The sequence below is a fragment of the Chamaesiphon sp. genome (assembly GCF_041738855.1).
Classification (GTDB): Bacteria; Cyanobacteriota; Cyanobacteriia; order Cyanobacteriales; family Chamaesiphonaceae; genus Chamaesiphon.
This window is the reverse complement of the sequence record NZ_JBGSPA010000049.1, coordinates 1-12,757: the sequence shown is the minus strand read 5'-3', so window position 1 is coordinate 12,757 and position 12,757 is coordinate 1. Positions and strand designations below refer to the sequence as shown.

14 protein-coding genes are annotated in these 12,757 nt (G+C 42.7%); 12 read left to right on the top strand and 2 right to left on the bottom strand.

All coding sequences use genetic code 11. The features are described from left to right. The first annotated feature begins 119 nt into the window (after window positions 1–119). The 7 genes from ACEW9I_RS05430 to ACEW9I_RS05400 all read left to right on the top strand — a co-directional run bounded on the left by ACEW9I_RS05430 (window position 120) and on the right by ACEW9I_RS05400 (window position 6,917). Window positions 120–995, top strand: a complete 876-nt coding sequence (locus tag ACEW9I_RS05430) for a tyrosine-type recombinase/integrase (RefSeq protein ID WP_373539342.1) — start codon at window positions 120–122, stop codon at window positions 993–995. A 482-nt stretch (window positions 996–1,477) separates the two neighbouring features. Continuing rightward, window positions 1,478–1,747 (top strand): hypothetical protein, encoded by a 270-nt coding sequence (locus ACEW9I_RS05425; RefSeq protein WP_373539341.1) that lies wholly within the window; start codon window positions 1,478–1,480, stop codon window positions 1,745–1,747. 203 nt (window positions 1,748–1,950) lie between these two features. Beyond that, entirely contained in the window at window positions 1,951–2,346 is a 396-nt protein-coding gene (locus ACEW9I_RS05420; protein ID WP_373539340.1) for a hypothetical protein, read from the top strand. Window position 2,347: 1 nt separating this feature from the next. Continuing rightward, on the top strand, window positions 2,348–2,779 hold the full coding sequence (locus tag ACEW9I_RS05415; protein ID WP_373539339.1) for a hypothetical protein: 432 nt from the start codon (window positions 2,348–2,350) through the stop codon (window positions 2,777–2,779). 73 nt (window positions 2,780–2,852) lie between these two features. Beyond that, window positions 2,853–5,636 (top strand): DUF3854 domain-containing protein, encoded by a 2,784-nt coding sequence (locus ACEW9I_RS05410; protein WP_373539338.1) that lies wholly within the window; start codon window positions 2,853–2,855, stop codon window positions 5,634–5,636. Next, on the top strand, window positions 5,626–6,243 hold the full coding sequence (locus ACEW9I_RS05405) for a hypothetical protein (protein WP_373539337.1): 618 nt from the start codon (window positions 5,626–5,628) through the stop codon (window positions 6,241–6,243). Before ACEW9I_RS05410 ends, ACEW9I_RS05405 begins: the two co-directional genes overlap by 11 nt. 548 nt (window positions 6,244–6,791) lie before the next feature. Further along, the gene (locus tag ACEW9I_RS05400; RefSeq protein WP_373539336.1) at window positions 6,792–6,917 is read left to right on the top strand and encodes a hypothetical protein; all 126 of its coding nucleotides are present in this window, start codon (window positions 6,792–6,794) and stop codon (window positions 6,915–6,917) included. A gap of 180 nt (window positions 6,918–7,097) precedes the next feature. Here ACEW9I_RS05400 and ACEW9I_RS05395 read toward each other — a convergent pair whose 3' ends face one another. Next, complete coding sequence (locus ACEW9I_RS05395; RefSeq protein WP_373539335.1) at window positions 7,098–7,373, bottom strand: hypothetical protein; 276 nt, start codon at window positions 7,371–7,373, stop codon at window positions 7,098–7,100. Between the two features lie 2 nt (window positions 7,374–7,375). Further along, entirely contained in the window at window positions 7,376–8,077 is a 702-nt protein-coding gene (locus ACEW9I_RS05390; RefSeq protein ID WP_373539334.1) for a hypothetical protein, read from the bottom strand. Between the two features lie 259 nt (window positions 8,078–8,336). Here ACEW9I_RS05390 and ACEW9I_RS05385 point away from each other — a divergent pair, with 259 nt between their 5' ends. The 5 genes from ACEW9I_RS05385 to ACEW9I_RS05365 all read left to right on the top strand — a co-directional run. Next, window positions 8,337–8,936, top strand: coding sequence for a recombinase family protein (locus ACEW9I_RS05385; protein ID WP_373539333.1), 600 nt, complete (start codon window positions 8,337–8,339; stop codon window positions 8,934–8,936). 213 nt (window positions 8,937–9,149) lie between these two features. Then, window positions 9,150–10,502 (top strand): Fic family protein, encoded by a 1,353-nt coding sequence (locus ACEW9I_RS05380; RefSeq protein WP_373539332.1) that lies wholly within the window; start codon window positions 9,150–9,152, stop codon window positions 10,500–10,502. Window positions 10,503–10,854: 352 nt separating this feature from the next. Beyond that, window positions 10,855–11,307 (top strand): Arm DNA-binding domain-containing protein, encoded by a 453-nt coding sequence (locus tag ACEW9I_RS05375; RefSeq protein ID WP_373539331.1) that lies wholly within the window; start codon window positions 10,855–10,857, stop codon window positions 11,305–11,307. Between the two features lie 33 nt (window positions 11,308–11,340). After that, window positions 11,341–12,006 carry a tyrosine-type recombinase/integrase gene (locus tag ACEW9I_RS05370; protein WP_373539343.1) on the top strand — a complete coding sequence of 222 codons (666 nt, stop codon included), beginning with the start codon at window positions 11,341–11,343 and terminating at the stop codon, window positions 12,004–12,006. A 566-nt stretch (window positions 12,007–12,572) separates the two neighbouring features. Beyond that, a partial coding sequence (locus ACEW9I_RS05365) for a hypothetical protein (RefSeq protein WP_373539330.1) occupies window positions 12,573–12,757 on the top strand: 185 nt, incomplete at its 3' end.

Sequence of the window (12,757 nt, the reverse complement as noted above, 5' to 3'; positions counted from 1 at the left end):
TTGTGGGTTGGTTGCAATTAATCTGGGTTCAGTTGCAGTTAATGTGGGTTTGAGTCGTCGGATAGTTGCAATTAATCTGGGTTCAATTTTGCGATGATTGCGGGTTTGATGATTTATGATTGCGGGTCGCTACACATAGTTCGATCGGTAGACTGAAAGCGATCGCCTCAAAGCTCAAACAGTTATTGGGAGACAAGCTAGCTGAGAAAGTAACCACAGCTACAGCTAAGGACGCGATCGCTAAGTGGTCGGAGTCTGCATCTACCCAATCTATCAAGACTTATTTGGGTTATCTAAAACTCTGCTGGGAGTGGGCGAAGGGCAAGTACCACACCGCCGATTCTAATCCTTGGGTGGAATGTCTCGATCGAGCGCATTCTAGGGGCAATGAGGGGCAATCTAGACAACAAGTGAAACCCTTTACCATTGCTGAGTTACAAGCAATTATCGAGGGGTTTAAGTCTCACTCCCATTATTCTCACTACACTGAATTTATTGTATTCCTGTCTCATTCAGCTTGTCGGTTCGGTGAGGCGGCGGGTTTGAGATGGAAACATTTGGGTGAAGGCTATAGCACTGCTTGGATTGGGGAATCGATTAGCCGTGGACATCAGAATAAAAAGGGCACTAAAACTGGGAAGTCTCGCACAGTTAAGCTATCCCCAAGCGTTCGATCGATGCTGGCAGATAGGTTCGATCGTTCATCCCCACAGCCAGACGATCTAGTGTTTCCCAGCCCCAAGGGTTTACCCATTAACGATCATAGGTTTCGCGCTAGAGCTTGGAAGACGGTTTTGGAAGATTGCCAGATTGAGTATCGATCGCCATACAAACTTAGACACAGCGGGGCTTCTCATGCCCTCAAAAATGGGGCTAATCCGATCGCGCTAGCTGAACAAATGGGTCACAGTACGCGGGTGCTATTGAGTACCTATGCCCACGCTATCGATCGAGAATGTCTGTTTGTGGATATTGGTCAATCACAAAGCAGCTAGGGGCTATTTACCCCCTTTAAAGTACCCGTTTAATCGCGTCAATGTTTTTTCGTCACTGTAGTGCCCAAATTTTACGGATCTGTCATTTCAAAGGTTCTACATCCAATCAGTTGTATCACCTTGTGAATGCTTTCGGAACTTGTCAATGACCTTCCGCAATATGGATTAATATTGCGTAGCTTTAAGACAACAAGACGTAGTATTGGGTAACTGTAATGCTTGAATTTGAAACTATTTACGATACCAAACAATTGATTAATAGCTGAAATCATTGTCCTGAAATACAAAGTTTTCTACTTTACTTATCGGTACCTAGACAAAGGCTTGACCGCTGACAATAGGCTCGCTGCAAGCTGAATTGCCGACCCACAAAACTTTTATTCTCTTTCGATTTTTTGTGTGTTATGGTTGTTTTGTAGCCGCTTGAACGCCCGCCAGCAATACAAGAACGACTCACCGACCAAAATCAATTAGTTAAAAAAATGAGAAACAGATCTAATTTCACAGCTAAAGGACGCTTTGTGTTTATGACAGAAGCCTTCATCTGCGAAAACTACATTCAGTTCACTTCATATCAATCGGCAAGCTTGAGAAAGAAACTACCGCGCTCAATTTATTGGTTGCAGATCACCAAAGGGGGAATAGTTACGTGGAATTGGAATTTATTACAATCTTATTTACTCAACGGAAATTGCCCTCAGCACCAAGCATTAGTCGATGAATTTCTCGCTACCCTACCTCAATCTGCATAAATTAAAGACCCGATCAAACATTATTATGTTCAAACGAGTCTTTAATTTGTACTATCTCTGTAACTGGTCTTTCTTGCGGGAACTCCAGTTAGCTGAGTTAACTAGCCCAAACATGAATCAATCGCTGTACGGCAATCAAACCTAAAGAAGGGACATTGTCGTACAGTTTAACACTTTCAAAATCACTCAACTAGCTTTACAGAATGATACTCAACACGCCAGCACCCAAACTGAAATCGAACACAACCACAGTTCCCATCACAGAGCTAACACTCACCACCGACAAACCAATTTTGATCGTCCTCACGCCTTTTATGCCCAAGCGCGACGGGTGGTGGATTGACAGGAAGGGGTTGCTATATCTTAATCACGACGGAATTATTACATGGCATAGTGACAATTTCATTGCTAGCGAACCTTGCGGAAAATCTATGACAGATATTGTTTTGGGCTTCAAACACCTAGCAAAGGAAGGCTGGAACCCGTTGCTGTCTGAAGATGGCTCTGTTTGGCATGAACTGAGCTTTGGAAATTGCGATTATTCAGCCGATCGAGTATTAATCCCTGTTTATCCATCCCCATTTACCTTAAATAATTAATATGAATATTTCTGAACGTCAATTCTCAAGTTCAATCGACAGTGGTTTAGTAAAGACGAAAATCGTAAAGGGTCAACCACTGCAAGTTCATATTGGCAAACATTTAATAGCGATTGCCTCTGTACAGAATCGAGAGGAAAACCAAGCAGCACTAATACTTGAATTCGAGTCAATGAATGGCAGTATTAAACGCTGTCTTATTTCTCGCGGCGATCTTGTCGGCTGTGGGAGGGAAAAAATATTCTCGACTCTATTAGCACGGGGATACTATTACGAGCGAAAACATCATGATGTAATCCTAGATTACTTATCGGGGCTAGGTTGTGGACTACCAGAAATTATTGCCGATGAGCTTACTCGCATCGGGATGGAACTCGACAATCTAGTTTTCGATGTGGCAATCACTGATGATATTGATTTCATCTCTTTCTAGCTAAATACAAAGAAACCCCAAACTAGCTCAAGGCTGGAACAGGGGTTTCTAAAAACAACTTTCTTAATCTAACATGCCTAACTCTCAAAATACCAGCTACAGTCAATCTTTAGCCAATTTTCAGCCAGAACACATAAAAGACTTTCGAGATAGTGCGATCGATGATGGTATCGCAAAACTAAATTTCTACTCTCTCGAATCAGGCGATGAAGAAGGGGCAAATTATCTCTTTGACAAACTGGATATCGAGATCGACCACACCAATAATGGAATGCCAGCGGGTCAATATGCCCAAAAGTTAGTCAATGCCCTGATGTCTGGTAGTTGGGGTTTTGAAGGGTATAAAGGGGTATGTGCCAAACTAAATTCACCACTGAAGCTTAACGGAAAAGAAGCTAAGTATTTATCTGTTTTTGGCAAGGGTAATCTACAACTATTTATACCAAAAGTAACATTCAAGATTGGGCTTGAAATTGCTACTAATTTTGAAATCAGAGACAAATATATTGAGAGGTTCGATGTTTTTCCAACAGACCGATCGGTAGAAGATACAGGCTTTTGGGATTGGGTACTAACTCTAGACAAACCACTCCAAATTATTATCACAGAGGGCGCGAAAAAAGCCTGTAGCCTTATCTCAGCCGGATATTTAGCCATTGGGTTAAATGGGATGTGGGGATGGGGTAGCAACGTCAAGGCAGTGGATGGGGAGAAAGCTGATAAGTATGGGAATAAATTAGATGACAAAGGCAAAGCTATCAAACTTATTCATCCTGACTTAGAACCATTCCTAAAGAAAAATGTTGAGATTGTTTGGGCTTTAGATCGAGATGAGAATCGAGATAATCCTGATGAAAATAGAAAAGCTATTGATGGAGTTAAGCAGTCAAAGGCATCATTCAAACATCATTGCAGTAAATTAGTCTCGAAAATTTCCGATACGGTTTGGGAAAAGCATAAAGGGGTAGATGATTTAATTGCGAGAGAAGGGGTGGGCGCATTCTACCAATCATTTAGTAATCGTTCATCTAAGAAAGTAGTATCAGCAACTACAGGCAATAAGTCAGAGCCTAAAACGAGTAGCGAAAATACTGGCAGTTCCACAAGTGAAGGATCAGGTAATAACCAGTCGAATGAAACAGCAGGGGCAAAGGCGTTAAGGCTGGCTAAATTGGCGACTTACTTCCACACAGCCGATAAAGTTGCTTATGCTGACATCCCGATTGAAGGTGGTCGCCAGACTTGTGCGGTTCGATCGAGATCTTTCCGGTTGTGGCTGACGGGAGAATTTTACCGTGATGCTGGCTATGGGCTGAGTCCACAAGTACTTACTGATCTATTCCCAACATTGGAAGCGATTGCAATCTGTGATGGTGAAACTCGTGAGGTTCATTTAAGAACAGCCGAACATCAAGGCAAACTATACCTAGATTTGGGTACCCCAGACTGGAAAGCGGTAGAGATCGATCCAACTGGATGGCGGGTAATTTCCGAGCCACCTGTTCGATTCTCGCGACCAGATTCATTATTGCCACTACCTTACCCAGTTGAAGGGGGGAATCTGGATGAGTTGAAGGATCTACTAAATGTAGATCGACAGTCTTGGGTTATGATTGCGACATTTTTGCTTTTTTGCTTCTGCCCTGACAAGACTTACCCCATACTGGTTCTAACAGCTCATCGAGGTAGTGGAAAAACAGCCGCCGCCGAAATTCTCAAGAGTTTGATAGATCCTGGCAAAGCTGGTCTGATCAAGCTTCAGGGAGACACTCACAAATTAGCAATAGCAGCTGCCCGCCGCCTGTTAATGGTCTATGACAACGTAGGGTACATCAGCCCCGACCAATCAGATGATTTATGCAGGATCGCCACAGGATTCGGCTACAGTACCCGCACTCTACATACCACTGACGAAGAAACTACTTTTGAGTTCACCCGCCCCCAAATTATTACCGCGATTGATGCTTTGGTAACTCGCGATGATTTAGCCGATCGAGTATTGATGGCTCAATTGCCAGAAATACCAGCCGAGAAGCGATTACCCCAATCAGAGCTGAACGTAAAAGTAGAATCATCAAGACCGAGGATCTTAGGGGCATTGTTGACCGCACTGAGCCAAACACTAGCCGAACTACCTCACGTTCAATCTCCAGAACTTCCCCGCATGGCAGATTACGCAAAATTTGCGATCGCGAGTGAGAAAGCTTTAAATCTACGACCTGATGAATTCATGATGACTTTTGATGAAAGTCGCGAACAGGCAAGACAAACAGTTCTAGAATCATCTCCACTCAATATATCGATTATTAAGTTGATGGATGAGGTATCTAAAACATCATTAATCTGGAAAGGTACCGCTTCAAATCTATTGAATGAATTAGAGCGGCTTACGGACAGGGCTACTTTTCAATCGCGTTCTTTTCCAAGCACACCCTACGGTCTTTCTTTGAAGCTTAATCGAGCAATTCCCGATCTGAGGGAATGGGGAATAGACATCGGACATGTTCGAGAAGGAAAAAAAGGATCAAGAATTATCTACATCCAGAAGGTGGTAAAAACAGCGTCAGCCGCGTCAGCCACGTCAGCTAAGGCACCTAATTCTATACAGGATAATGGTTTGATGGCTGACGGGGTGGCTGACGGGGTGGCTGACGCGGCTCCAATGGCTGACGCGGCTCCAATGGCTGATAAACATAATAAAAACAGCGTCAGCCACCCCGTCAGCCGTGAAAATGACTCTACCAAAGACTTGTGGGACGCGGCTGACGTGGCTGACGCGGCTGACGCTGTTTTTACCTCATTGCCAGTAGTGGGAGAAGCTAAAACAATCCGCGAGGTACCAGAAGATGAATTCTAAAATATTAATCGGTTCCACTGTTTATGGATCGGCTGGGTTAGGGTGCAAAGTCCTATCGATCGATGGCGACACCCTGACAATCGAAACTAGCAGGGGAGAGGGGATAATTCCAATTTCTAGGGTAGTAAATGTAGATCCACTACCTTTACTCGATCGCTTGCTTCTGCTAGATTCACTGGTCAAACAGGACGCGATCGACGAACTAACCGCCATTACCTTAGACTTCAGTGTGAACTATATATATGAAGCTTCCCTAGACCTAGAAATCTTCTTTGGTACATTCATCCGGCGGTCACTGTCAGAACTCAGTCCAGTGGAGTTTGAGGCAATAGGGAAGGATGGCAGTGAGGGTAAGTATGGTCTGTGGACTTCCCCCGATTCCCCGCCGCCGAATAACCTTACTGATGATGGAATCTTTACCATTGGTGATTGTGTCACTCATACCGACCTCTACCACTGCTACGGGGCTGATGTGGGGACGATCGAGTTAGTCGATAGCTTTGGGGATTATCACGTTAGATGGAAGTCAGACGGTCACATTGGGAGATACTCGGCGGATAACCTTGAGCTGTGTAAGATTGTGAGTCGATCGAGTCCAGATCGGTAAATCTCCACCAATTCACATCGATAATTCTGGGATATCGTTCGGGGTCACTGAGATTAGGGAATCACCTTCGATCGACTAGCCCTGTAGCATATCCCAAGTATCGATCGCTTCCCTGCCACGCTGGTCTATCTCCCCTCAGATCGTTCTCCCAGAAGTTTTACGTTCTAGTTTTGGGGAATCTTTCAACTCTAAACTGTTAGACAATATTCCCTGTAATGGTTGCTACACAGTCGTTACGGGTAAGAACTAGTCTGTTTTCACAAAATAATGAGCTAATAAGAACTAAGGGATGTCACTAGTAGTATGTGATTCTGGTCACTACTACATTCAGGATGCCACATAGAAAGTGATTCCCCCACTAAGCTGTATGTAGTTCAAGTGAGGGTTATTGCTTGCTTAATGCCAATTTGCTCCGCCCTTTAGTCTATTTTTATAAAAGTGATAACAATGCCCAATATCCGCCGTAAGTGAGTCATAGTAACAAATAATTAACACGCGGGAGTGATGTTCTGTGGTACGATCATACACATTACTAGTAATAATAAAACATGAAATTCACCCAATCCGAATTAGACTCTCTAGCAGGTTTCCCAGAACAACTGATTGCCATGAGAGAAACCCTCAGCACCTTCGATCTCCAAGTAGATCAGACTAAACCTCTCTACATTATGTGAGACGGGATATGCACAATAATCTAACCGCCGTCGCTACTGCCATGCAGCAGTTGATCGATGCTGGAGCATAAGCCTAGCAAAGTTTCCCGAATGCCATAAATAAGCAATACCCCCGATTCGTAATTGAGTCAGGGGTATTTTATTATCGAAGCTAGCGACTTAGATATAGATGGAAATCATCTATGTATTCTGAGATAGCCGCCCAAGGTAAACGGGCAATAGTTCATCATCTGGCTTTTCACCGTACTCGATCGATAGTCTGCCATGAAGTGAAACTTGAACTAATCTGATCTTCTCGATCGCTTGCTCAAGCTGTCTAGCTTCCTTTGTTGAGGATTTAGCGTATTTACTAATTAAACCTGCTCTCAGCCCTTCTAGATGCCCCTGACAACGTTTAAGTTGCTCTCCATAGTATTTATGTGATTCAAATTTAAAGCCTTGTGTTTCGTCTGTCATGATCAATTATTCTCAGTTTGTATAGTAAACTTGTACGATTTAGACATCGCCCAATTCCCCCGCCCCTGGCTTCTCGCAAAGTCGATAGCAGTATCACCATTAACCTTGTTTCGAGCCGTGCGGGTCAATCCTAGCCAATCGTGAAACTCTCCGAACGAGAATGATGATGGAATGTCCCCGCTAACTTGCTCGATCGCATCAGTTGGGATAACTTGCACGTCCTCAGCTATGGATTCAGAATTACTCGAATCGTCTGAGGGGATATTTTTAGTATCCGGTAAACTATCCGGTAATAATGCACCATTATCCGATATTATAACATCATTATCCGGTAAATTATCCGGCACAGACTCAAGCTTATCCGATAAAGGTGGGTAGATAGCTTCGATCGATATGGATGCGGGATTCTCACTTGTTTGGCACTCTGGGAATAGTCCTAATTCTTTCAATCGTCTGTCTACAATACCTTCCACCCTTTTATCGGATATGTCGGATACACTAACAGTTTTGTCCGATAATTTGTTTAGGAGTATATCCGATAAACTATCCGGTATATTTTCACTGTTATCCGGTAATATCCCAGCAAGGGTGTCTAATGCGAACTGTACCAGCTTGATGACAGTTGGGGATACTTCCACCTTTTGACTAATATGGTGGGTTCTAGCCCCGTCCTTAACCGCTAGCTGTTGAAGCTTTTCATACATATCATTGGGGAACCTGATATCTAACCTTGTCACTGACTCGCCCGATCTACCCATATCCGATAACACTCCCTTTTATCCGGTAACTATTCCATTCTATCCGGTAAAGGGTGAACGTCAATCTATCCGACAATTTATCCGATAAATAAGTTATACTATCGGATAGAAGTGTCTCAGTAATGAGGTCACTGATAAGACACCAATATCGGGATGCCACAGAAATGGTTTCAGCCAGCAAAAATTAGATAGAGAAATAAGACAGATGAGAGTAGCGATTTATTGTCGGGTATCCACTCACGACCAAAATTGTGAGAGACAGGAGAGGGATTTAGTTGAATATGCCCAAAGGTTAGGATATGACGTTGTAGGTATTTGGAGTGAGTTCGGATCGGGTGTGAAACTCGATCGAGTGAAGAGAAAGGAAATTATGGCGATCGCACGGAAAGGAAAGATTGACGCTGTGCTAGTAACGGAATTGACTAGGTGGGGTAGAAGTACGATCGACCTTATCAATACCCTTAATGACTTGCATAGCTGGAAGGTTAGCCTAATTGCTCAAACTGGGATGCAGTTCGATTTATCTACCCCCGCTGGTAATCTGATGTTGACTATTATGGCGGGGCTTGCTGAGTTTGAAAGAAGCCTAATTCAGGAGCGGATTAAGTCAGGGGTAGCTAACGCCCGGGCAAAGGGCAGAGTGTTTGGTAGGAAACCTGGAAGTAAAGCTGACAAATATCGCAATGATATTAAGCTGCTAAGTGATGAGGGTAAATCGATTAGGGCGATAGCGACTAAATTGGGTATCGACAAAGGCTTGGTAGAGAGACAATTGAAAATCATCAACAAGAAAGCAAGCCCTTAAACCCTATCTCCCAACCAACCCATGACTAGCATTAAAGAATTGATGAGATAACAATATTTCCGCTACCATGCAATCGATCCGATCTGCCTGAAATCGTTTCTCTGAGCAAGAAAGACAATAATCACAAAACATAAAACGCAAATTTACTTTTTTGCGTTTTGCGTCTCTAGGATTTGATATACTAGGATAATCCGCTCAACCCAAAACATACTTATGCCTAGGATTAGAGTTTCCAAGCCTTTGGTGGAGCTAATGAGGGAGTTCAAGCCCGAAACAATTTCATTGATGAGCAAGTATAAAAGTACTAACTCTGACGGTAATTATCTTCATTGGAATGAATTTAAATGGCGCGTTGAGAAAGGTGATGACGAAGTAGCTGCATGGACAGCAACCAAACTTTCTCGCCAAGGAATCTCCAAAAGCTTAGTAACATTACAAGCTGACAGAGATCGATACTTTAGTTACTGTGTACCTAATTCATTGACTGCAAAATTGCACTTGATCGACAGATTGACTGGTGGTGGTAGTAAAATAAGTGACGGTTTATTAATGTCTACTCAAGATAAAAGTCGATATCTAGTCAAAAGCTTGATGATCGAGGAAGCAATAACTTCCGCGCAACTAGAAGGATCTTCAACCACGAGAGAAATTGCCAAAGAAATGATCCAAAAAGGATTGAAGCCAAAAGATAAATCTCAGCAAATGATTTTCAACAATTATTTGTTAATGACAAAAGCAATAGAGAAGAAAAATGAGGAATTGTCTATCGATTTTATCCTAGAACTACACGAGATTGCTACTCATCAAGCAATTGAAAATAATGCAGTAGCAGGAGAACTGAGGCAGGAGGATAATATTGTCATTACAAACTTATATAATGAAAATCCCTTTTATCCACCTGCGGCGGACACTCTGCCATCCAGGCTGACTCATTTGTGTGATTTTGCCAACACTGACCATAGCGATAGAGAGCCAAACAATTTTATTCATCCAATTGTCAAAGCAATTATCTTACATTTTATGATTGGCTACATTCATCCTTTTGGCGATGGTAATGGGAGAACAGCAAGGGCACTTTTTTATTGGAGTATTATTAAATCTGGTTACTGGCTGTTTGAATATGTTTCAATTAGCAAGCTAATTCAAGAAAAACGCAATGACTATGACAAGTCTTTTATTTACACAGAAACAGATGACTTTGATATCACTTATTTTATTTATAATCAGGTCGAAACTATCTGTCGAGCAGTTAAACTTTTAAATGAGTATGTAGATAGAAAACAGAAAGATTTTTATGATTTTATGGACTGGGTGGACAAGAGTCCAATATCAAAAAAATTGAAGCGAGAGCAATTAGAAATATTAAAGGAAGCAATGAGATCGCCAGGTCGAGAATTTACTGCGAAACAGATGAGTGCCGATTTTGGCATAACTAGTAATACCGCTAGAAAATATTTGAACGAACTAGTAGAGCTAAACCTATTAGTACAATCGACAAAAAAGACTGGCAAAGCAGTAGTTTACTTAGCTCCAGCTAATTTAAAATCGAAATTAAATAAGTCTTGAAGCAGTGAAGTAAGGCTATGGATACTTACCCATTGAATTGATGTAGCGAGCAGCGGTCTGTAAAGTGGCGTAAAAATCTGTGCTTCCCACTACTTCACCCACTGTCTATTTGAACTAAGCTCTGAAAACCTTGCACTGTAAGCATTTCATCACTTTTTGATTCTTCATTGGTAATGAAGAGGTCATGAGTTCAAGCCTCATTGAGGGCTTCGGGTTATAACATAAGCAGAGTAAGGCTTTCAACAGACAAATCGATGTCATGAGAGCCGATTTTTGCTGTCTGTGTACGGGAAAATATGTGCTGTTATGGCGGGTTTGTGGAGTCTACCAGCCCATAAAATAGCCCATAAATATGAACGCGAAAATTTGGATCGAGCAAACTGGCAAAACGCTTAGACTCGTTTGGTACTACCAGGGACAGCGAGTGAGACTATCGTTAGGTGTGAAAGATGACTCAATCGGTAGAGCATTAGCCGAACGGAAGATGGCAGAGATTAGAATCGATCTTGATTCTGGCTACTACGACTCCACACTATTGAAATACAAACCGCGCAAGTTGGGTAAGAATCCTACCGAGATAACCGCCGTCGAACTGTTCGATAAGTACGTTAAGGCGGTGGTAAACAAGAAAGAATTGGCGCGTGGTTCGATGGATCGCTACAAGGCTGTAGCTTCCAAGTTAGAGCAATTTCTAACTGACAAGCTCGCTGAGAAAGTCACCGAGTCGGTCGCTAATGAGGTTGTTGTAAGGTGGAGCGAGTCAGCATCGCCGCAAACAATTAAGACTTACCTCTATCACCTCTGAGCGGCTTGGGAGTGGGCCAAGGGCAAATATCACATCGCCGACCCTAATCCGTGGGAAAAATGTCTCGCTTCACGCCCTCGGATCGAGGGAAGTAGCAAACCCAAACGGAAAGATCCTTTTACAATCGCGGAACTGCAAGCTATTTTTGTCGCTTTCTCCACTCACAAATATTACAAGTGTTACCTGGATTTCGTTATTTTCTTGGTCAATACGGGTTGCAGACCAGGTGAAGCCGCCGGGTTGAGATGGAAACACATTACCCCCGATTTCGCTACGGCTGAGATTGTCGCATCGATTAGCAGAGGCATCCAGAAAGGAACCAAAACTGAGCAAGAGCGGATCGTCAAGCCTCCCGCCACTATTAGAGAAATGTTGGCGGCTAGATTCGCTTGCCTCAATCCTCAACCAGATGATTTAGTTTTTCCAGCCCCCAGAGGTGGGGCAATCGATGACCATAACTTCTGTAACCGGATCTGGGGAAGTATATTAAGCAGTTGTAATGTCAGATACCGTCCACCTTACAACATGAGGCATTCAGCGATCTCTCATGCCCTCCACGGTGGAGCAAAACCGATCGAACTGGCAGAGCAAACAGGTCACGACGTGCAAACCATGCTCAAAACTTACGCTCATGCAATCGAGCGTGAGTGTTTGTTTGTGGATATTAACGCAGACATTAGTGGTAACGCCCAGAACTAAATAAATCTAACAGTAAATTCAGCGGCGCAATCTTGCCAATAAGCAGGCGATCCTGCCGCTAGATTGCCGGATCTAAACCTGCCTGCTGTGGCAATAAGCCGATTTTAAGAGTGGAGCAGAGGATTTGCCCATTCCAGATTAGATTTTGAGTATAAACGATCGCAATTTAGAGGATAGATAGCAACTGCAATTGTCAAGTCTTTTTCGATACAATCGCATCGATTTTTTGCCAAAACGGGAAAGAAAATAAATAGCTATTGCTATCATAGTAAATGTGTACTATGTTATACTTATCAGCCTTGCCAAGCTTATTTGTTACTAACCCATCTCACAAGTAAAACAGCCAAAGCCGATATTGACGATTGCCACTAATTGTCTCTATTCAAAGATTAGATATTAAAAAACCGTGACGATTCCGTCACTGCATCAGTGAATTAACTGGATTAAACAGTTCGTTCGCTAAGTTATGCAATAGAAAAGAATTAATCGAAAGACAAAATTAAATTAAGTCTTTTGATTAAGACTAAAAAATAAAACATCACTATTATCTCACGATCGTCATAGCTATGAAAACATCATCCAAAGCTAAATCCCGCTGCTTCAAATTTCTTTCTGAGGCTGCAATCAGAGCAGAGCGTTTCGATATCTCTGCTTGGCAATCAGCTCAGTTAAGATCCAAGCTACCCAAGGGGATCTACTGGATTCAGCCAGTAGAAAGGGGGAAGATCCTCTGGAACCTAATCTTGTTAAT